Annotated in this window: 14 protein-coding genes and 1 tRNA gene; 2 read left to right on the forward strand and 13 right to left on the reverse strand. The window is 72.5% G+C overall.

Annotation, left to right across the window (positions count from 1 at the left end; genetic code table 11):
• Positions 1 to 90: 90 nt before the first annotated feature.
• Positions 91 to 741, reverse strand: a complete 651-nt coding sequence (locus BM237_RS00410; protein WP_093846546.1) for a SurA N-terminal domain-containing protein — start codon at positions 739 to 741, stop codon at positions 91 to 93.
• 270 nt (positions 742 to 1,011) lie between these two features.
• Here BM237_RS00410 and BM237_RS00415 point away from each other — a divergent pair, with 270 nt between their 5' ends.
• Positions 1,012 to 2,193, forward strand: a complete 1,182-nt coding sequence (locus tag BM237_RS00415; RefSeq protein ID WP_245793330.1) for an acyltransferase — start codon at positions 1,012 to 1,014, stop codon at positions 2,191 to 2,193.
• A 71-nt stretch (positions 2,194 to 2,264) separates the two neighbouring features.
• On the opposite strand, the gene BM237_RS00420 is transcribed toward BM237_RS00415, so the two are convergent.
• The 5 genes from BM237_RS00420 to BM237_RS00440 form a co-directional block, all read right to left on the reverse strand.
• The gene (locus BM237_RS00420; protein WP_245793331.1) at positions 2,265 to 3,755 is read right to left on the reverse strand and encodes an alpha-2,8-polysialyltransferase family protein; all 1,491 of its coding nucleotides are present in this window, start codon (positions 3,753 to 3,755) and stop codon (positions 2,265 to 2,267) included.
• Between the two features lies 1 nt (position 3,756).
• Complete coding sequence (locus tag BM237_RS00425) at positions 3,757 to 4,740, reverse strand: glycosyltransferase family 2 protein (RefSeq protein ID WP_093846548.1); 984 nt, start codon at positions 4,738 to 4,740, stop codon at positions 3,757 to 3,759.
• Positions 4,741 to 4,968: 228 nt separating this feature from the next.
• Entirely contained in the window at positions 4,969 to 6,378 is a 1,410-nt protein-coding gene (locus BM237_RS00430; protein WP_093846550.1) for a serine/threonine-protein kinase, read from the reverse strand.
• Positions 6,375 to 7,052 (reverse strand): hypothetical protein, encoded by a 678-nt coding sequence (locus BM237_RS00435; protein WP_093846552.1) that lies wholly within the window; start codon positions 7,050 to 7,052, stop codon positions 6,375 to 6,377. The genes BM237_RS00430 and BM237_RS00435 overlap by 4 nt, the downstream gene beginning before the upstream one ends.
• Before the next feature lie 173 nt (positions 7,053 to 7,225).
• On the reverse strand, positions 7,226 to 8,374 hold the full coding sequence (locus tag BM237_RS00440) for an N-6 DNA methylase (RefSeq protein WP_093846554.1): 1,149 nt from the start codon (positions 8,372 to 8,374) through the stop codon (positions 7,226 to 7,228).
• Between the two features lie 184 nt (positions 8,375 to 8,558).
• On the opposite strand from BM237_RS00440, the gene BM237_RS00445 reads away from it, so the two are divergent.
• Positions 8,559 to 9,185, forward strand: a complete 627-nt coding sequence (locus BM237_RS00445) for a COG1361 family protein (protein ID WP_093846556.1) — start codon at positions 8,559 to 8,561, stop codon at positions 9,183 to 9,185.
• Positions 9,186 to 9,293: 108 nt separating this feature from the next.
• Here the strand turns inward: BM237_RS00445 and BM237_RS00450 are convergent, their stop codons facing one another.
• From BM237_RS00450 to BM237_RS00480, 7 genes are all read right to left on the reverse strand, one after another.
• Positions 9,294 to 11,321, reverse strand: coding sequence for a CocE/NonD family hydrolase (locus tag BM237_RS00450; protein WP_093846558.1), 2,028 nt, complete (start codon positions 11,319 to 11,321; stop codon positions 9,294 to 9,296).
• A gap of 29 nt (positions 11,322 to 11,350) precedes the next feature.
• On the reverse strand, positions 11,351 to 12,676 hold the full coding sequence (locus BM237_RS00455) for an ATP-grasp domain-containing protein (protein ID WP_093846560.1): 1,326 nt from the start codon (positions 12,674 to 12,676) through the stop codon (positions 11,351 to 11,353).
• A 218-nt stretch (positions 12,677 to 12,894) separates the two neighbouring features.
• Positions 12,895 to 13,878 carry an aldo/keto reductase gene (locus BM237_RS00460; protein WP_093846562.1) on the reverse strand — a complete coding sequence of 328 codons (984 nt, stop codon included), beginning with the start codon at positions 13,876 to 13,878 and terminating at the stop codon, positions 12,895 to 12,897.
• A 117-nt stretch (positions 13,879 to 13,995) separates the two neighbouring features.
• Positions 13,996 to 17,589: a transcription-repair coupling factor gene (mfd, locus tag BM237_RS00465; protein WP_093846564.1), complete on the reverse strand. Its 3,594-nt coding sequence runs from the start codon at positions 17,587 to 17,589 to the stop codon at positions 13,996 to 13,998.
• Positions 17,590 to 17,873: 284 nt separating this feature from the next.
• Entirely contained in the window at positions 17,874 to 20,450 is a 2,577-nt protein-coding gene (locus BM237_RS00470; protein ID WP_093846566.1) for an ABC transporter permease, read from the reverse strand.
• Positions 20,447 to 21,235, reverse strand: coding sequence for an ABC transporter ATP-binding protein (locus tag BM237_RS00475; protein ID WP_093846568.1), 789 nt, complete (start codon positions 21,233 to 21,235; stop codon positions 20,447 to 20,449). Before BM237_RS00475 ends, BM237_RS00470 begins: the two co-directional genes overlap by 4 nt.
• Positions 21,236 to 21,713: 478 nt before the next feature.
• Positions 21,714 to 21,785, reverse strand: a tRNA-Gln gene (locus BM237_RS00480).
• Between the last annotated feature and the right edge of the window lie 56 nt (positions 21,786 to 21,841).

A 21,841-nucleotide genomic window follows, 5' to 3' on the forward strand; every position in this document is an offset into this window, starting at 1 on the left:
CGCACGGCGTGTGTGACGCCGTGCGGGCTTCCGGGTGAACAGTGGCGGAACCGTCGGCGAGGACCGGCGGGCCGGGCCGGGAACCGGTCGTCAGGCGGGCTGCTGCGGCTCGGGGCTGGAGACGTTCCTGATCCACGGCTCCTCGGCGTCGGTCAGGGTGATCTGCTTGTCGTCCCAGGCGCCGAAGCGCGGGTTGACGGTCACGTCCAGCTTCTCGGAGGCCTTGGTCAGCGCCTGCGTGATCTCCTGCTGGCCCTGCGGCGTCCGGAGGTTCACGCCCAGCTTCCCGGCCAGTTTCTGGACCAGCAGCTGGGAGCGCACCGCCTGGTCGATCTCGTCGGGCGCCACGGCCCGCTGCTGGAGCATCATCGCCTCCAGTTGCTCGGGGCCGCCCACGTTGCGCTCGGCCTCCTCCCGAGCCCGCTGGACCTCGCCGCGGTTCACCGTCACCCCGGCGTCCTCGGCGGCCCGCTCCAGCACCCGCCCGAAGACCAGGGAGCCGACCGTGCCGCGGGTGAGCTGCTCGGTGTTCTGGATCAGCTCGGCGCTGCGGTCCGACTCGCCCTGCGCGGCCCGCACGGCCCGCACCTGCGACTGCACCTGCTCCATGGTGATCCGCTCACCGCCGACGACGGCCGCCGCACCCGGGTGGGCATCGCTGCCGCACGCGGTCAGCAGCGGCGCCGCGACGAGCACCGCCGCCGCGGCTGAGAGGGGGAGCGAGGTCCTGCGGCGGAACATTGAGCCTCCTGAGTGCGGCTGTGGAACGGATGGTGTGGACGATGTTGGGGAACACCTGTGCAATGCCGTCCCGGCGATGATCGATGCTAGGCAGTCGGCGTGACTCCCACCACCGTTTCGGCACTGTTTCGGCAAACGAGCCCATGGCCGGCGGGACGCGCCGCCCGCTCCGGAGCCCGCTCCGGAGCCCGTTCCGGAACGGGCGGCGGCTCGGGCAGTGTTCGCCGGTCGTTACCGTTCCGTACACCTGGGTGCCCGAGAGTGGCCTCCGTGTCCAACGAAACAGCCGTGCAGTCCCCGGAGCGCGGCCCCGACGCCGGCGCGGGCTCCGGGCAGAGCGACCCCGCGCGGGAGGCGGCCCTCCCCGGGGTTCCGGCGCCCGCCGTCCACTCGTCCTCCCCCGCGCCCGGGTCCGCGTCCGCGTCGCGCGAGCACCGGCACGACATCGACCTGATGCGGCTGATCTGCTCGGTCGCGGTGATGCTGGGCCACGTCGGCGGGGTGTTCATCGCCGCGGTCGACCGGCAGGAGGCGAACGGGCCCGGCGCCTACTGGACCGGGCACGTCGTGGAGGCGCTCAATCCGTTCGCGGTGCCGATGTACTTCGCCATCGCGGGATGGGCGGTGCTGGTCGGCGCGCCGCCGCGCGACAGCCGGCGCATGTGGCGGCGGATCGTGCGCAACTCGGTGCCGCTGTTCGTCTGGACGGCCCTCTACCTGCTGTGGGGCCGGGCGTGGGGCACCAACGACGGCCCGGTGTCGCGGCTGGCGGTGGAGGCCCTGTTCGGGTCGGTGCGGCCCGCGTACCACCTGTGGTTCATGTACGCCTACATTCCGCTGATCGCCGCCCTGGCCTTCGTGGTGCTCGTGCGGGCCGGGAGGCGGCCGTGGGGCCTGGGCGCGGTGCTGCTGGTGCTCGCGTCGGCGCCCTCCCTGATGGGCGACCTGGAGCGGTGGACCGGATGGGACCTGCCGCGCTTCGGCTGGGGCTTCGGCGTCTACCAGGTGGCGTATGCGCTGGGCGGCGCGATGCTGTTCGCCCTGCCGGCCGGGGCCCTGGGCCGTCTGGCGGGCCGCCGGTGGGTGTGGGCGGTGCCGATGGCGCTGACGGCGGCCGGGGTGCTCTGGTACCACACACGGGTCCACTACGTGATCCCCAACGCACACCTTCTGGTCGCCGTGATGACCGGCTGTGTGCTGCTCATGGTCACCCGGGTGCGGGTGCCGGACCGGTGGGTCCCGTCGCTGTCGAAGCTGGCCGGGGCGGCACTGGGCGCCTACATGGTGCATGTGATGGTGATCTCGGCGATCGTGGAGCCGCTGGTCTCCGCGGATGTGCCGGGGGCGGTGGCCGGGCCGCTGTTCGTGGTGCTGCTGGCCGCCACGGTCGTGGTCTCGTTCGGCGCGAGCCTGCTGTGGGGGCGGCTGGGGCTGCGCAGGTATCTGGGTTAGCCGTGTCGGCCGACCCGGCCCGTGCCGGAGCCCACCGGGGCTCGGGCACGGGCCGGGTCGGCCCGGTCCGCCTACTTCCCGCGGGCGCGGGCGGCCGCCGCCCGCCTGACCCGGCGCGCGGCGCGCAGCGCGTGGTCACTGCCCGGCAGACGGCGCACCAGACCGGGCGCGAGCCCCCCGGGCAGGCCGAGCGCGGTCAGCCGGCGCCGCTTGAAGTAGCGGACCGTGGTGTCGTCCAGGTGGGCCGTCAGCCACGCCTCGGCCTCGGCCCGCAGGGCGGGATAGCGCTCGGCCTGCATGCAGTACCCGACGGCTCGCACCAGCGGCTCGGCCCGCCGTACCGCCTCCGCGGACTCGGTGACCACCTCGCCGCGCGGACCCTCCCCCTCCCCCGGGGCCTCCAGATCGGGCACGAGGGCGTCGACGAGGGTCAGCGGGACGCGGTTGCTGTTCTGGTACGGCGTCAGCCGGTCCAGCAGCGGCCCGGTGCCCACCCGGGCGACGGGCACGCCGTACAGGGCGGAGGCCGTGAGCAGCGCGGTGGAGAAGCAGCCCACGACCAGCTCGGGGCGGCACCGCCGGAAGACGGTCTCGGCCAGCATCGGCCGCCTCGGCACCACCAGCCGTACACCGGTGTCGGCGGCGGCCTTGTCCAGCACCCTGGAGTAGCGGGCGGGCGCGGTGGGGTGGGGCTTGAAGAGGACCGTGCGATGCCCGGCCGCGGCGGCGCCGCGCAGCATCCGCTCGTGCAGCGCCTCCTCCTCGTCCACGGTGAGGATGCCCAGCGCCGCCAGGTACTGGCCCAGCAGTACGGCGGTGGGCATGCCCTCGCCGTCCGGGTCGAGTTCGGCGTCCAGGCCGTCGTCCCCGGCTGCGTCGTCGAGTTCGTCCAGGACCGGGCGGAAGACCTCGCTGGGCACCAGTTCGGACGGCACCCCGTACTCGGTCAGCAGCAGCGGCGTCAGGCCGGGCACCAGATCGAGGTGGAGCAGCCGCTGGACGCGGCAGGCCAGGGCCTGCGGCAGCTTCTCGCGGGTGGGGCCGTAGCTCATCAGGCCGTCGGCGTAGACGTGGACGGAGGCGCTCGCGAAGATCGCGGCCAGCGCCCTCGCCGGGCTGACGTGCACGGACTCCACGACGAGGTCGACCGGCCCGTCGCCCAGGTCCCAGCTCGCGCGGAACATCCGCTCCCACAGCGGGCAGTCGTTGCCCGCCGGGCTCCAGGTGCTGGGGTGGTGGGGGCGGATGGTGTCGTTCCAGTCGACCACCCGGTCGAAGCGGGCGGCCAGCCGGTGCCAGCCGCGCATGCCGTCCAGCCGGGAGGCGGTCTCGGGCACCTCGGCGTTGTTGGAGACCAGCAGGACCCGCAGCGTCCGGTGCCACGGCCCGAACAGGCCCGCGTCCAGGGCGGCGGCGAGCGTGGCGGCGCCGTAGAGGGTGGAGACCTCGAAGATCTGGACTCGGGTGTGCGCGCCGGCGCCGCTTCCGGTCCCGCCGCCGGTGGTGGTGCGCGTGATACCTGTGGTGCCTGTGGTGCCTGTGGTGCCCGTGGTGTCAGCCATCTCAGGCCGCCTTCCGTGCCGTGCCGCCCAGCAGCCGCCGCAGCGTTCTGGCGCGCTCGTGGTCCATCGACGTCAGGGTCCGTTCCAGCACCTCGCGCGGCATCCGGCGCAGCGCCGCCGCCGACTCGTGCTTCAGCCGCCGCGCGGCCGCGGGCTCGTAGCGGTGGGCGTTCGCCGCGTGGAAGGCGATCATGGCGCAGTAGGTCCGCACGATCTTGGGCAGGAAACGCTCGGCCTCGCGGTCGGCGGCGACCTCGGCCAGGATCAGGTCGTGGGCCGGTATGAAGTCCAGCTGCCGGGCGTCGCGGATCTGGGTCAGCGAGGTGGTGACCCCGCGCCGGTAGAAGACGCCGAGCAGACCGGCCGTCGCGAACGTCTTCGCCCGCAGGTGGAGCTGCCATATGAAGACGCGGTCCTCGGCAGTGCGCAGATGGGTGGTGAACCGCATGCCCAGGCCGTCGCCACCGGTCTCGAACAGGCCGCGCCGGTAGATCCCGGCCCAGACGAAGGGGTAGTCCACCATCGTCTCCATCTCGGCGGGCGCGATGGCGTCCCGGGTGCTCAGCACCGCGTCCCGCCGCCGCGCCGGGGCCCGCTTGACGGTGCGGTCGCGCCCGGTGGACTGCACATGGTCGGTGCGCACGAAGTCGCAGTCCAGCTCCTCGACGGTGCGGAGCAGGTCCCGCAGATAGCCGGGCGCGTACCAGTCGTCGCCGTCGAGGAAGGTCAGGTACTCGCCCTCGGCGGCCTCGATGCCGGTGTTGCGGGCCTGGGCGATCCCCCGGTTCTCCTCGTGCCGCACCAGCCGGGCGCGCGGCAGATCGTTCACGGCCCGGTCGAGGATCTCCGCGGTGGCGTCCGTGGAGCAGTCGTCGACCAGGACGAACTCCGTACCCGGCCGCGCGTTGGCCGCGAGGCTGCGCAGGGTGTCCTGCGCGTACTCCTGGACGTTGTGGAAGGGGACGATCACTGAGAGCTTCGGCACGTGGTTTCCAGACGCTGCGGACAGGGCGGCGGGCCGGACGCCCGCGGTCCACGGCCGCCGGTCCCTCGGGCGGAGGCTAGTCACGTGCCGGTCACGCCGGGTGCCGCCGAGGGGACACCCGGGTGAACTCTGAACGTACGTCCGGTGGATGACCTCCCGGCGGGCGGTCCGGCGGGAGGCCCGACAGGCGGTCCGGCGGGCGGTCCGGCGGGCGCGGCCGGCCCGGGGTCAGCGGCCGAGCCGCTCCAGACACAGCGCCTCGTCCCGGCGGAGCTGGACCACCACCGGGTCGTGCGGGCCGCGTTCGGCGGCGTACTCCTGGGCGAGCCGGCCGATCTCGGGCAGTGCCCGCGCGTACTGGCCGGTGTCCAGCAGCACCGCCGCGTACTGCTTGCGCAGGGTGCGGACGACGGGCGAGTGCGCCCCGTGCTCGGCGACGGCGGCCGGGAGGGCGTCGCCGAGCAGATCGGCGACGCGCGTGTAGTGGCCGGAGGAGAGCAGGGTGCGGACCTCCTCCAGGGTGGCGCTCAGATCGGCCGGCGGAGGCGGCCCGAAGCCCGGGACGGGACCGGCGAAGGAACCGGGGGCGGGCGGGGGCAAAGTGCCGTACCCGGGTCCGGCGCCACCGGATCCGGCACCGGGGCCGGGGCCGGGCAAAGGCGCGGAGGGCTGTACGACCAACGTGGGCGCCGGACCCGGCGTCCGGCCGCGCGGCGGCCAGGGGGCCATGGGCTCGCGGAACGGGCGGGTGGGGTCCAGCGGCAGGGCGGGGCCGCCCTGCCCGGGCCGGGGCAGCAGCGGTGCGAGGGCGGCGTACACCTCGTGGGCGTCCTCGGGGCGCCCTGCGGGCTCCTTGTCCAGCAGCCGCCACACCAGCGCGTCCAGCTCGGCGGGCGCGTCCGGGCACAGCTCGCGCACCCGCGGGGGCGGGTGGTGGAGCTTCTTGTACAGCAGCCCGGTCGGCTCCGGGGCGTCGAAGGGGACCTGTCCGGTGAGGAGTTCGTACAGCAGCACGCCCAGCGCGTACAGGTCGGACCGGGGGCCGACGGGGCTGCCTCCCGTGGCCTGTTCGGGCGCCATGTAGACGGGGGTGCCGATGAGGGAGCCGGTGCGGGTCAGGCGGGTGGTGTCCCCGGCCGACCGCACGGCCGCGATGCCCAGGTCGAGGATGACCACCCGGCCGTCGGGCCGCACGATGGCGTTGCCGGGTTTGAGGTCGCGGTGGACGATGCCGACGGCGTGCACGGCCGCCAGGGCCGAGCACATCTGGGCGGCGACGGCCACGGCCCACTGCGGCGGGTAGGGCTCCCACTCGGCGAGGTGGTCGCGCAGGTCGCTGCCCTCCAGCCGCTGCATCACCAGATACAGCTCGTCGCCGTCCCGTCCCGCGTCGTGGACGGCGACCAGGCCGGGGTGGTCGATCTGGGCGGTGACGCGGCACTCGCGCTCGAAACGCTCGCGCAGCTCCTCGGGGTCCGTACCGCCGGACAGGGAGGCGACCTGCCCGGAGTGCATCAGCTTCACGGCGACCCGGCGGCCGCCGAGACCGAGGTCGTAACCGCCCCAGACCTGCCCCATGGCCCCCCGGCCCAGCGGCTCGGTCAGCTCGTAGCGGCCGGAGATCAGGCGCCCGTTCACCGGCCGTACCGCCCGTCGCCGTACCCGCCGCCGTGTCCGTCCCCGTTTTCGGGGTGTCCGTCGCGCTTGCGCAGCAGCTCGCCGAGTTCGTCCAGCTCGGAGGCGACCTGGCGCATGCGCGACGACTGCGGGGGCTGTACGGGCGGGGACTGGGGCCGGGACGGCTGGGGGTAGCCGTACGCCGGGGGCGGCGGGTGGCCGTAGGCGGTGGGCGCGTCGGCGAACCCGGGGGACCGGGAGGCGGGCGGGGCCGGGTAGGGGGAGGCGTGAGGGCCGCCCGGCAGAGAGGTGCCCGGCACGGAGGCGGCCGTCCGGTTCGGGGCGGGGTCGCGCGGGAAGCGGTCGCCGAGGACGGCGTGGACCACGGAGCCGACGATGAGCAGGAATATGTACAGACCGGCCCCGGCCTGGGCCGTGCCGTCCTCACCCGGCTCGCTCTCGGGGACGTTGACCAGCAGCACCACGTAGACCACGGTCAGCACCACGCTCACCGCGAGGACCGCCCAGTCCAGGGGCCTTCTGCGGATGATCGCGAAGCGCAGTGACGGGACCCAGGCCAGCAGCCCCAGCGACCACAACGGAAAGGAGGCGAAGAGCAGTCGCAGCGCGATGCCCCCGGCCCCCGGTCCGCGGTGGGACGGTGCGGGGGGCGGGGTGGCGGGCGGGCCGTACATCAGCGCTCTGACTCCCTGGTGCGACGTCGTTCGGTGCGAAGGGTATACACCGCCGCGGACAGTGCGGTCCGGTATCCGCGGGCCGATACCGTTCCGATGCCCGGCCGCGTTCCGGCCGCGTCCCCGGCTGTGCTCCGGCCCACGGCGGGGCGGACGGCCCCCGGCTCGGCCCCTCAGTCCGGGGCGGCGGTTCCCCCGGCCGCGAAGGCGTGCCGGGCGGGCGCTATGTCCACGTACTCGTCGAGCAGGTCGATGACGGGGGCGGAGGCGGTGGCTCCGGACTTCCCGGGGACGTCCCCGTCGCGGTCGAAGGCCCGCCAGGCGTCCAGCACGGTGCGGTACGCCTCCTCCCGGAGCGGCGCCCGGCGGTCTTCCCCGGCCCGGTGGCGGGCTCCGGCGTCGGCGAGCAGGAGCCGGGGCGCGGGGACTGGGGCGCCTTCCGGCCCGCCCGGCCTGCGCAGCACCCACAGATGCGGCGGGGGGTCGTCCGGGCGGGCGGCTGTGGCGGGCAGCGCGACGACCGCACGCAGCGCCCCCCGGCGCAGCAGGGCGGCGCGTACCCGGCGGCCTGTGCGCCGGGAGGCGGCGGCGGGGGGCATCAGCAGCACGGCGGTGCCGCCCGGCCGCAGCCGGGACAGGCAGTGCTGAGCCCAGGCCAGTTCGGACTCGGTGCGCGCGGGCAGCCCGTACTCCCAGCGGGGGTCGTACGCCAACTCCTCGTGCCCCCAGTCCTGTTCGCCGGACGGCGGACGGCAGAGCACGGCGTCCGCGAGCGCGCCGTCGCCGTCCGTACCCGGCCCGGGGTCGCGCAGGGCGTCGCCGGGACGCACATGCGCGGCGGTGCCGAGCAGCGCGAGGCGGAGTGCGGCGAGCCGGGCGAGGTACGGGTCGGCCTCCTGGCCGTGCAGCCGCGCGGGCCGGGGACGGCCGCCGGCTCTCCCGGCGGCGGCGAGCAGGGCGCCGGATCCGCAGGCGGGGTCGAGCACGGTGGCCGCGGGGCCGGCCAGGGCGGCCATCAGCGCGGCGGTGCCGGGCGGGGTGGGGGCGGCCCTCCGGGGAGCGGAGCCGGGGCGGTGGTCGAGGTGGTGGTCGAGGTGGTGGTCGAGCAGGAAGGAGTACGCCCCGGCGGCTCCGAGCTCCCCGGCGAGTTCACCGAGCGGGCCGGGAACCGGCCGCCCACCGCACAGCAGCAGTTCCTCGCCGGCGCGCACCAGGGCGGCCGCGGCTCCACCGGGGGCGCCGGCGATCTCCTGCCAGGCCCGCTCGCCCCGGGCGGGCCGGACGGCTTCGGCCGCGACCACCGGTGCCGTCTCGTCCGCCATCGGGCCTGTTCCTCCCCGTGCCGAGAGCCCGAGCACACTCGTGGCGACCCGAACAGATACAACAAGAGTTGACTTCACACGGAAACTCTATGTCGGTTGACTCCATTCACAAGGTTTGCTGTAGTGGTCGCACCGATTCGAAGGTCCGGGTCACCCCGACCCGACATGCCCGGAAGGTTCTCGCATGTCCGCACAGCAGTCCCGTACCGCCCGCAGGCGCCTGATCGCCGCCGCGGCCGTCGCCGTCCTCGCCGCGGGAGGCCTGACCGCCTGCGCAGCGGTCGAGGAACCGACCGTCACCAAGGCCTCGTCCGGCAGCGACACGAAGGGCCGGGACTCGGGGGACTCCGAGGACTCCAAGAGCGCCGGGGACTCCGAGACCGGGAAGGGCGAGGAGGCCGGACAGGAGCGCGGCGACGGCCCGCTGTCCGCGGGCGACACCGCCTCCTACAGCAGCGGCCTGAGGATCACCGTCTCCGAGGCCTCCTCCTACACCCCGGGCGAGTACGCCCTCGGCCACACCGAGGGCAACAAGGCCCACCAGGTGACCGTCACCCTGGAGAACACCGGTGGCAAGAAGACCGACATCGGCCTGATCACCCTCTCCGCCCGCGCCGGCGAGAACGGCGTGGAGGCCGAGCAGATCTTCGACGACGAGATCGGCTCCGGCTTCGAGGGCAATCTGCTGCCGGGCAAGAAGGCCACCGCGCGGTTCGCCTTCGACGCCCCCGCCAGTGCCGGAAATCTCGACGTCGAGGTCGATCTGCTGGACTTCACCACCGAGCCGGCCCAGTGGTCGCTCGAACTCTGATCCCCGGCACCCGGCACCCGGCACCCGGTCTCCCTCCCCCTCCCTCCCGGCCCGGGGGAACCCGGCCGGGAGGGAGGGGGAGGGGGAGGGGGGGCGCGGTCGGCGCGGTCAGATGTGGTCGCGGGGCAGCGTCTCGTTCCAGGTGCGGGAGAACACCCGGCGCTCGCCCTCGTACCCGTCGAGCGTGGCGTCGACCACGAACTCCTTCTCGGTGCAGCTCAGCACCGTGCGGGTCACCGTCCGCGCGTTCCAGTCGCCGCGCGAGAACTCCATCGTCCACTGCGACTCGCCGCGGACCGAGGTGAAGTCGTCGGCCACCAACTCGTAGCGCTCGTAGGCGCGACGGTGCACGTCCAGGTCGATCTCCTCGAAGTGGACCGTCCCGCCGTCCTTGACGATCTCCAGCGCCGACCCGTAGTCCACCAGGTTCCGGGAGACCTCCCAGCGCTGCTCGGGCGGCTGGACCTGGCGGGTGCGGAGCGGCTCGGCCCCCTCGGGCTCGCCGAACGGCTCCCCGGCCACCTCGTCGGACTCCGCGACCGGGCGCACCGGCAGCGTCAGTGAGCTGCCGGGCGCGTACACGCTCAGCAGCACCGGGCGCGGCGGCGGCCACGCCAGCGGCCAGTACGACGTGGACAGCGACAGCCGGATGCGGTGGCCCGGCGGGAAGACCTGCGCCACACCGTTGAGCTGCACCGTCGCCCGGTAGCGGCGGCCGGGCTCAAGCGGCTCGGGCTCCGCCTCGTGGCCGCCCAGCCGGGTGAGGTTGAGCAGCCCGTAGGTGACGCGGGTGGCGCGGCCGTCGGGGGCCACGTCCGACAGGCGCGCGGCGACCATCGCCACCGGCTCGCTCGCCGACAGCTCCAGCTCCACGCTCGGCGCGCCCAGGACCTCCACCCGCTCGGCCAGCGGCTCGGTGTCGAAGACCATCGACCCGCCGTCCTCCTCGCGCTGGTCGTAGGGCAGATCCGGCGGCGCGTTGTAGGAGGCCCACTTTCCCGCGAACTGGCCCACCGACAGCGGCGACTGCACCGTCAGTTCCGCCTCCCGCGGCTCCTCGTCCGGCCGGTGGAGGCGGTGCGCGCCCAGCGGCAGCGCGGTGGGGGTGATGTGCGGCGACGGCCAGGACGGCTCGCCGACCCAGCGGCCGGGCCGCTCCTCGTACGAGGTCGAGGGCGGCACGCTCTCCTGCATCCAGGCGCGCAGCATCGGCCCTTCCATCGCACCGTTGTCGGCGCCCTTGAGCCAGTGGTCCCACCAGCGCACCACCTCCTGGAGGTAGCCGACGGCCGGGCCCGGCTGCCCCAGGTGCGGGTACTTGTGCGACCACGGCCCGATCAGGCCCCTGCGGGGCGCGTCCAGGTTCGCCAGCAGTCGCGTGACGGCGTTGGAGTAGCCGTCCGCCCAGCCGCTGGAGGCCAGCACCGGCACGTTCACCGCCGAGTAGTCCTCGCAGACCGAGGCGTGCCGCCAGTAGTCGTCGCGCCGCTGGTGGCGCAGCCACTCCAGCGCCCACGGCCGGGTGTTCTCCAGCCGCTCCAGCCACATCTCCCGCCACCGTTCGCCCACCAGCGCCGGGTCCGGCGGGCAGGTGCCGTGGGCGAACATCGTGCCCGCCTCGGCCAGGTTGTCCGACAGCAGGCAGCCGCCCATGTAATGCATGTCGTCGGCGTACCGGTCGTCGGTGAAGGAGGAGATGACGATCGCCCCCAGGCTCGGCGGGCGGCGCGCGGCGACCTGGAGGGCGGCGAAGGCGCCCCAGGAGATGCCCATCATCCCCGTCCGCCCGTCGCACCAGGGCTGCTCGGCGAGCCAGGCCAGCACGTCCTCGGCGTCGGTCTGCTCCACCTCCAGGTACTCGTCGCGCAGCACCCCCCCGGACTCGCCGGTGCCGCGGATGTCCACCCGCACGCAGGCGTAGCCGTGGCCCGCGATGTAGGGGTGGTGGATCGAGTCGCGCACCGAGGTCAGATCGCGCCTGCGGTACGGGATGTACTCCAGCACCGCGGGCACCGGTTCGCCGTCGGAGGAGACCGGCCGCCAGATCCGGGCCGCCAGGCGGGTCCCGTCGGAGACCGGGATCCACACGTGCTCCTCTTCCTTGATCGCGTACGGCAGGCTGGTCACATGGCGCACGGCCGGACCACCTCCTCTCTCCGCCCGGCTCAGGCGGCCCGCTCGGACTCGCTCCCGCTGTCCCGCTCGCCGTCCCGGTCGCTCTCCTCGGCGAACTCGAACGGCAGCATCGCCAGGCAGCGGTCGTACTTGGCCCGCATCTCCTCCTCGCTGTCGGCGCCGACGAAGACGTGCGCCAGCTCGAAGCTGTAGCTGTCCTGGCCGGGCATGTCCGACAGCCGCTGCCCCTCCCCGGGCTTGACGGTGATCCGCACGCCGGGCACCTCGCGCTCCACGCGCTCGACCTCCTCTGCCGTCGGCACGCGCGTCACCAGCCCGTCGGCGAACTGGCGGTGGTACCACTTGGCGGCCACCGCGTAGGGGCCCGCGCGATAGGGCAGGTCGGGGTCGCGGCCCATCGCCAGGCTGAGCATGGCGTGGTGGTTGGGCACGCCGTCGACGTACTCGAACAGCTCGGCGTGGGACTGCGAGTGGCGCGGGTTGATCTCCAGCAGATTGATCTCGCCGGTGGCCGCGTCGTAGAAGTACTCGATGCTGAACGTGGCCCAGTCCATGCCGATCTGCTCGATCACCCGCCTGGAGACGTCCCGCAGGCGCTGCTGCACCGGCTCGGGCAGGGAGGCGGGGTACTGGTGGCGCAGGAAGCTGGAGGTGCCGGGGTAGTTGATCGAGTCCAGCACGCCGTAGACGGTGACCTCGCCGTCGTACACATAGCCCTCGACGGCGGCCTGGACGCCCGTCAGCGACTCCTCGGCCAGGCAGGCCTGCCCGCCGGCCTCGGCGACGTCCGGCGGCAGTTGCAGGCGCCGCATCACGTACTCGAAGGGCCGGCCGATGCGGGTGATGCCCTCGCGGATCTCGGCCACCGCCGCCGCGAACTCCTCCTCGTCCTTCACTCCGAAGGCCAGCTCCGAGGAGTAGGACTTCACCGGCTTCAGCCACATCGGGAAGCGCAGGCCCTCGGGCGGGCGGGGCTCGCCCTCCAGATCCACCAGCGCGAAACGCGGATGCTCGTCGACGACCTTCCGCTGCTCCAGCCGGCTCCAGTACTTGTGCTCGCACTTGACCACCGACTCCAGGCTGGTGGCGCGCGTCCCGTAGCGCTCGGCCAGGATCGGCACCAGCGTGCTGACGGGGAAGTCCCAGTAGCCGACGATGGCGTCGACGTCGCCGTCGAACGCGTCCAGCTCCTTGCACGCCTTCTCCAGCAGCTCGGCCACCGGGATCTCGCCGTGCTGGAGCTCCTCGACGCTCAGCAGGGGGTGGAAGCGGTACTCCACCGCGTGCGGCACCGCGCGCAGCGTCTCGATGTTCTCCTCGTCCAGTCCGATGACGAAGACGTTGGCCTGGCTCACTGAATCGACTCCCTCGTGCCGGTTCCTCACGAGTCCTTCCGGCTACCCGGGGCAACGGTGAGCATTCACCCACACGGGTGCATCAGGGAATCTAGGGGAAAAGAGGGGAGACAAGGGGAGACAAGGTGCCGATGGCGTGAAGAGGGAGAAAGGAGACGGCGGGGCCGGCCGCCATCCACTTCGGCCGGCCCCACCGCCCGTCAGCGGCGCGGGCGCCCCTACCAGCGGTGGTGCACCTGCGCACGGATCCTGCGGTCGTACAGGGCGGCGATCGCCTCCAGCGTCCGCCGCGGCAGCGGCGGCAGCTCGGCCGCCGCCGCGTTCGCCCGCGCCTGCCCGGTGCCGCGCGCACCGGGGATCACCGAGGTCACCCCCGGCTGCTGGATCACCCAGCGCAGCGCCGTCTGCGCCGGCGTCATCCCCTCCGGCGCCAGCCCGGCGAACTCCGCCGCCGCCGCGAGACCCGTCTCGTAGTCCACGCCCGAGAACGTCTCGCCCTGGTCGAACGCCTCACCGTGCCGGTTGAAGCTGCGGTGGTCGTCCGGCGAGAACACCGTCTCGCGGGTGTAGCGGCCCGACAGCAGCCCCGAGGCCAGCGGCACCCGCGCGATGATGCCCACCCCCGCCTCGGCCGCCGCCGGAAGGACCTCCTCCAGGGGCTTGAGCCGGAACGGGTTGAGGATGATCTGCACACTCGCCGTGCCCGGCCGCGCGATCGCCTCCAGCGCCTGCGCGCACGTCTCCACACTCACCGCGTACGCCGCGATCCGCTTCTCCGCCACCAGGGCGTCCAGCGCGTCGAACACCTCGTCGGAGGAGTACACCTCGGACGGCGGGCAGTGCAGCTGGACCAGGTCCAGGGTCTCCACGCCCAGGTTCGTGCGGGACCGGTCCGTCCAGGCCCGGAAGTTGGCCAGATTGTAGTTGCCGGGCAGCTGATCCACCCGGCGGCCCATCTTCGTCGCCACGAACACGTCCGCCCCCGGCCGCTCCGCCAGGAAGCGGCCGATCAGCCGCTCGCTGCGACCGTCGCCGTACACGTCGGCGGTGTCGAGGAACGTCACCCCGGACTCCACCGCGGCGTCCAGCACCGCCAGCGCGTCCTCCTCGCGCACCTGCCCCCAGTCGGCACCCAGCTGCCAGGTACCCAGTCCCACGACGGACACCTCGCGGCCCGTCCTGCCCAGTACTCGCTGCTCCATGGCACCCGATCCTACGTTCCGGCCGGCCCGGCGAACCGGGCCGGTCCTCGCAGGTCACCGACTACGGGAACGCTCCCAGCACCGGCTTCCGGATGGACTTCGGGACCGGCCCGCCGATCAGCCCAGCACCGTGGTCAGGAACTCCCCCGTCCACGCCAGCAGTTCACGCCCCACCACCGGCTTCCCCCCGATCCGCGCCGTCGCCGGACGCGGGACCAGCACCTGCCGGGCCGCCGCCTTCACCACCGACCGCGGATACAGCCGCTTCAGCCGCAGCTCCTGCGACTCCCGCAGCTCCACCGGCGCGAACCGCACGTTCGAACCCTGCAGCGTGATGTCGGCCACCCCGAAGGAACGCGCCAGCATCCGCAGCCCCGCCACCAGCAGCAGGTTCTCCACCGGCTCCGGCAGCGGACCGTAGCGGTCGGCCAGCTCCTCGCGCACCGCCGCGACGTCCTCCTCCGAGTTCGCCGACGCGATCGCCCGGTACGCCTGCAGCCGCAGCCGCTCCCCCGGCGCGTAGTCGTGCGGCACATGCGCGTCCACCGGAAGCTCGATCTTCACCTCCAGCGGCGCCTCCTCCACCGCACCCCCCGAGCCCCCGGACTCCAGCGCCGCCCGGTAGTCGGCCACCGCCTCCCCCACCATCCGCACATACAGATCGAAACCGACCCCCGCGATATGGCCCGACTGCTCCCCGCCCAGCAGATTGCCCGCCCCGCGGATCTCCAGGTCCTTCATCGCCACGTACATGCCCGCGCCCATCTCCGTGTGCTGCGCGATCGTCGCCAGCCGCTCGTGCGCCGTCTCCGTCAGCGGCCTCTCCGGCGGATACAGGAAGTACGCGTACCCCCGCTCCCGGCCGCGGCCCACCCGGCCCCGCAACTGGTGCAGCTGGGACAGACCGAACATGTCCCCCCGCTCCACGATCAGCGTATTGGCGTTGGAGATGTCGATACCCGACTCCACGATCGTCGTGGAGACCAGCACATCGAACCGCTTCTCCCAGAAGTCCACCACCACCTTCTCCAGCGCCGCCTCCGACATCTGCCCGTGCGCCGTGGCGATCCGCGCCTCCGGAACGATCTGCCGCAGCCGCGCCGCCGCCCGGTCGATCGACTCCACCCGGTTGTGGATGTAGAACACCTGGCCCTCGCGCAGCAGCTCACGCCGGATCGCCGCACCGATCTGCCGCTCCTCGTACGGGCCGACGAACGTCAGCACCGGATGCCGCTCCTCCGGCGGCGTGGTGATCGTCGACATCTCCCGGATGCCCGTGACCGCCATCTCCAGCGTCCGCGGAATCGGCGTCGCCGACATCGTCAGCACATCCACGTTCGCCCGCAGCTTCTTCAGCTGCTCCTTGTGCTCCACACCGAAACGCTGCTCCTCGTCGACGATCACCAGACCCAGGTCCTTGAACCTCGTCTCCGACGAGAACAGCCGGTGCGTGCCGATCACCACATCCACCGAACCGTCCCGCAGCCCCTCGACGACCGCCTTCGCCTCCGCGTCCGACTGGAACCGCGACAGCGCCCGCACCTTCACCGGGAACTGCGCGTACCGCTCCGAGAACGTCCCGAAATGCTGCTGCACCAGCAGCGTCGTCGGCACCAGCACCGCCACCTGCTTGCCGTCCTGCACCGCCTTGAACGCCGCCCGCACCGCGATCTCCGTCTTGCCGTAACCCACATCGCCGCAGATCAGCCGGTCCATCGGAACCGACTTCTCCATGTCCTCCTTCACCTCGGCGATCGTGGTCAGCTGATCGGGCGTCTCCATGTACGGGAACGCGTCCTCCAGCTCCCGCTGCCACGGGGAATCCGCACCGAAGGCATGCCCCGGAGCGGCCATCCGCGCCGAGTACAGCCTGATCAGATCCGCGGCGATCTCCTTGACCGCCTTCTTCGCCCGCGCCTTCGTCTTCGTCCAGTCCGCACCCCCCAGCCGGTGCAGCGACGGCTGCTCACCACCCACGTACTTGGTGATCTGCTCCAACTGGTCCGTCGGCACGAACAGCCGGTCCCCCGGCTGCCCCCGCTTCGCCGGCGCGTACTCCACCAGCAGATACTCGCGCGTCGCCCCCTGCACCGTGCGCTGCACCATCTCCACGTACCGGCCCACACCGTGCTGCTCGTGCACGATGTAGTCACCCGGCTGCAGCGTCAGCGGATCGATCGTCTTGCGCCGCCGCGCCGGCATCCGCCCCAGATCCCGGCTCGCCGCCTTCTGACCCGACAGATCCGTCTCCGTCAGCACCACCAGCCGCAGACCCGGATCGACGAACCCGCTCTCCAGCGTCCCGCACGAGACATGCACCAACGACGGGGCGATCTCACCCAGCTCCGGCTCCAGCCGCGCCGCGATCCCCTCGCCCCCCAGCACCTCCACCGTGCGCACCGCCGGGCCGTGCCCCTCCGTCAGGAACACACACCGCCAGCCGTCCGCCAGCCACCCCTTGGTGTCCGCCAGCGCCCGCGCCGTGTCCCCCCGGTAACTCTCCGGAGCCCGCATCCCCAGCGTCAGCGAATCCGCCCCCGGCCCCGCGTCCCCGGCGCCCCCGGCATCCGCCGAATCCACCGCGTCCACCGAACCCAGGGCGAACGGACTCACCGACCACCACGGCATCCCCAGCTCACGCGCCCGGTCCCGCACATCCGCGATCCCCCACAGCGACGCCGCACCCACATCGATCGGCGCCTGTCCCCCGCCCGCGGAGGCCGCCCACGACGCCTGCAGAAACTCCTGGCTGGTCGCCACCAGATCCGCCGCCCGCGTACGCACCCGCTCCGGATCGCACACCACCGCCATGCTCCCCGACGGCATCACATCCAGCAGCAGCTCCATGTCGTCCACCAGCACCGGCGCCAGGGACTCCATCCCCTCCACCGCGATACCCTCGGCGATCTTCCCCAGCAGCTCGCCCAGCTCCGGATGCGCCCGCGCCAGCTCCGCCGCCCGCGCCCGCACCCGATCCGTCAGCAGCAGCTCACGGCACGGCGGCGCCCACAACCCGTGCTCCGCCACCTCCAGCGACCGCTGATCGGCCACCTGGAAGTAACGGATCTCCTCGACCTCGTCCCCCCAGAACTCCACCCGCAGCGGATGCTCCTCCGTCGGCGGGAACACATCCAGAATCCCGCCCCGGACCGCGAACTCACCCCGCTTCTCCACCAGCTCCACCCGCGCGTACGCCGCCGCCCCCAGCGCGTCCACCACCGAGTCCAGCTCCACCTGCTGCCCCGCACGCAGCCCCACCGGCTCCAGATCCCCCAGACCCCTCACCTGCGGCTGCAGCACCGACCGCACCGGAGCCACCACCACACTCACCGGCCCCGCCGAAGGATCGTCCGCACTCGGATGCGCCAGCCTGCGCAGCACCGCCAGCCGACGCCCCACCGTGTCCGACCTGGGCGAAAGCCGCTCATGCGGCAACGTCTCCCACGCCGGGTACTCCACCACCTCCCCCTCCCGGCCCGACGGCATCAGCGACCGCAGCGCCGACGCCAGATCCTCCGCCTCACGCCCCGTCGCCGTCACCGCCAGCACCGGACGCCCCGACGACCGCGCCAGTGCCGCCACCGCGAACGGCCGCGCGGCCGGCGGACCCACCAGATCCACCTCGCGCCTGCGTCCCTCCGCAGCGGCCCGCACCGCCTCCGCCAGCGCCGGATCCACCACGACCGCATCAAGAAGACCGGTGAGACTCATCGAGACGTTCCATCCCAGAGGCTGGACAACAAAGGCACCCGCACCGGCGCCCCGGACAACACCAACAACCCGACACGCCGAGCGGGCCGGGGGTCCCAGCCTACGACGACCACACCCCCGCCCGTCGCCCTTCCGCCACCCGCCCAGCCCCACGAGCCGCCACCCCGAACCGCCCCGGAACACCCGCACAGCACCGCGGCCCGGCCCCGGCGAGCGGCGACACCGCACCCACCACGACCGGGCCGCACCACAGCGCCCCGCGAGCCCCTCACGGACCCCCCGGACTACTCCGTGGCGATCGCGTTCAGCACATTCATCCGGCCCGCCCGGAACGCCGGCACCAAAGCGGCCACCAGCCCCACCACCGCGGCACCGAAGAACACCCCCGCGATCGTCGGCCACGGCACCTGGAGCACCCTCAGCCCCTCCAACGCCAGCAACCGCTGCGCCGCCACACCCCAGCCCAGGCCCAACCCCAGACCCAGCAGCGCACCGAACAGAGCGATCACCACCGACTCCAGCCGGATCATCCGCCGCAACTGCCGCCGCGACAGCCCGATCGCCCGCATCAGACCGATCTCACGCGTCCGCTCCACCACCGACAGCGCCAGCGTGTTCACCACACCCAGCACCGCCACCACGATCGCCAGCGCCAGCAGCCCGTAGACCATGTTGAGCAACTGCCCCACCTGGTCCTCCAGCAGCTCCTTGTAATCCGCCTGGTTACGGACCTCGTACTGCGGGAACCGCTCCAGCTCCCCCTTCAGAGCCGCATACGCCGCATCCTCCTGACCCTCCTCCGCCTTCGCGAACAACATCATGTTCAGCGGCATCCGGTCCTCCGGCACATACCGCTTTGCCGTCGCGGTGCTCAGATACATCGCGCCCTGATCCACACTCGTGTCCGACGCCGTGACCGCCCGCACCGTCAGCTCCGCCGTACCACCGGCCGCGAAATCCACCTCGACCCGGTCACCGACCTCCACACCGTGCGCCTTCGCGAAATCCTCCGGCACCGACATCGAATCCCGCTCATACGCCGCCGGCAGCTCACCCGCCACCGTCTCCACCCGCAGATCCTCGGCATACGTCGCGGAAGCCGCCGTCACCGGCTCCTTCACCGACTCCCCGTCCGGACCCGTCAGCCGCGCCTCCAGCCACCGGTACTCGGTGACATGCGCCACCCCCTCGGTGGCGCGCACCCGCTCCACGACCTCCGGCACCACCGGCTGACCCGCACTCGACATCAGAATGAAGTCCGCGCCCACCGACCGGTCCAGCTCGTCACCGGCCGACGCCACCAGCGACGCACCCACCACCGACAACGACGACACCAGCGCCAGCCCGATCATCAGCGCCGCACCCGTCGCCCCCGTACGACGCGGATTGCGCAGCGCGTTCCGCTCCGCCATCCGCCCCACCGGACCGAACACCCGCAGCACCACCGCGCCCAGCACCCGCACCACACCGCCCGCCAGCAGCGGACCGATCAGCACGAAACCCACCAGCGTCAGCAGCACACCCACGGCCAGGAACAACGACCCGCCCGCGGCCTCCTCCGACCCCGCCGCCACCACCAGCGCACCCGCACCGGCCAGCGTCAGCACCAGACCCACACCCGAACGGACCCGGCCCACCCGGCTCCCCGCCGCCGGCAGACCGTCGTCCCGCAGCGCCGCCATCGGCGACACCCGGCCCGCACGCCGCGCCGGAAGGTACGCCGCCAGCACCGTCACCACGACACCCAGCACCACACCGACCACCGGCGTGACCCACCGCAGCGTCAGATCGTCCGTACTCAGGTTCATGCCCACCAGGCCCATGAGCTCCATCAGCCCCACGGCCAGACCCACACCGGCGGCCACACCCACCACCGAGCCCAACACACCCAGCAGCAAGGCCTCCACCAGCACCGACCGGTTCACCTGCCGGCGACTCGAACCGATCGCCCGCATCAGACCGATCTCACGCGTCCGCTGCGCCACCAGCATCGAGAACGTGTTCACGATCAGGAACACACCCACCAGCAACGCGATCCCCGCGAAACCCAGCAGCGCGTACTTGATCACATCCAGGAACGACCCGATCTCGTCCTGGCCCTCCGCCGTGTACTCCTCCTGAGTCCGGACCCTGTACTCCCCCGAACCCAGCTCCGCGACGACACGCTCCTTCAGCTCCTCGTCGCTCACACCCCCGGCCGCCGTCACATACACATCCGTGTAGGCGTCCGAATCCCCCAGCAGCCTCTCCTGCACCGTGCCGGTGTCGAAATACACCACCGTCGCACCCGGATTCGTCGACCTGAACGCCGCCACACCCACGATCCGCGACCGGAAGTCACCCAGCGCCGAGATCGTCCGCAGCTCGTCCCCCAGCTCCAGACCGTGCCTGCCGGCGGTGTCCGCGTCGACCATCACCTCACCCGGACCACGCGGCAGCCGGCCCTCGGTGATCTCCATCGACCTCTCGTCGATGGCGGTCCAGTTGCTCGCGATCGTCGGCGCCCCCGTCGACGACCCCATGTTCTCGTTCTCGGCGTTCACCACCGTCACACCCGTGCTGAACGCACCGCCCGCGGCCGAGGCAACCCCCTCGACGCCTTCAAGCTCCTCCACCAGCGAACCCGGCACCGTCGCCGGCCGCCCCGTCGCCGGAGCCTCACCGCTGCCCGCGTCCTTCGACGAGACCGTCACATCGGCCGCCGTCTGCGAGAACAGCCGGTCGAACGTCGTGTTCATCGTGTCCGTGAACACCAGCGTCCCGCAGACGAACGCCACCGACAGCACCACCGCGACACCGCTCAGCAGCATCCGGCCCTTGTGCGCCACGAAATTCCGCAGCGAAGTCCTCAGAACGGTCATGACACCCGCCCGAACGTGTCGAACGCCTTCATCCGGTCCAGCACAGCCTCCGCCGACGGCCGCAGCATCTCGTCCACGATGCGCCCGTCCGCCAGATACAGCACCCGATCCGCGTACCCCGCCGCCACCGGGTCGTGCGTCACCATCACGATCGTCTGACCCAGCTCGTCCACCGAACGCCGCAGGAAACCCAGCACCTCCGCGCCCGCACGCGAATCCAGATTGCCGGTCGGCTCGTCACCGAAGATGATCTCCGGCCGGGCGGCCAGGGCGCGGGCGACGGCCACGCGCTGCTGCTGGCCGCCGGAGAGCTGGTTGGGACGGTGCTTGAGGCGGCCGGACAGGCCGACCGTCTCCACCACGCGGTCCAGCCACTCCCGGTCCGGTTTGCGACCGGCGATGTCCATCGGCAGCGTGATGTTCTCCAGCGCCGTCAGAGTGGGCAGCAGGTTGAACGCCTGGAAGATGAAACCGATCTTGTCCCGGCGCAGCCGGGTCAGCTTCTTCTCCTTCAGCCCCGTGATCTCGGTCTCACCGATCCACACCTGCCCCGACGACACCGCGTCCAGCCCCGCCAGGCAGTGCATCAGCGTCGACTTGCCCGAACCCGACGGGCCCATGATCGCCGTGAACGCCCCCCGCGCGATGTCCACGTCCACCGAGTCGAGCGCCACCACCCGCGTCTCACCCGCGCCGTACGCCTTGACGACCTGCCGCGCCCGCGCGGCAACAGCCGTACTTCCTCCACTGCCCCCGGTCCTGGGATTCACTACAGCCGTTGTCACGGTATATCTCCTATATCGACTGCCATCGACCGCACCGGGCCGGAGCCTCCCCCGAGGCCCTCGGCGCCGGCCGGCGCTGAACTGACCGGACCCTGCTCTGAGTCCTGGCCTGGATCTTGATCTGAGTCTTGATCTGGATTATGCGACGAGCCTGCCGCGTCCGGTCCGGCGCCGCGATGGTGCGCGGTGCCGTATCCGTACGGGGGCCAGCACCACCCCACCCGTGCGGCACCCTGCATCAAGCAGCCTAGGGAGCGATCCGCCCGCCCTCGTCCTGCCAGGGGACGAGCCTCGGGTAGGTGGAAGGGGGTACCGCCCCCTAGGGGGCTCGACCCCGAGGATGCCCTTTCCCCTTACGTCAACCTCAACCCGGCGCGGCCCCGCCGGCCCGTCGGGGCCGCCGGGGCCGCCGGGGCCGCTCGCGAGTACAACGAAGGGCCCCGACCGGTGGGTCGGGGCCCTTCATTCGAACTCTGAGCTCCCCCGCCAGGACTCGAACCTGGACAAGCGGCACCAAAAACCGCTGTGCTGCCGATTACACCACAGGGGATGGCAATTAACGCCAAATCGGACATCTGCTCAGACCTCCGACCGGCCTCCACTACT

The sequence above is a fragment of the Streptomyces mangrovi genome (genome assembly GCF_900114215.1).
Taxonomy (GTDB): Bacteria; Actinomycetota; Actinomycetes; order Streptomycetales; family Streptomycetaceae; genus Streptomyces; species Streptomyces barkulensis.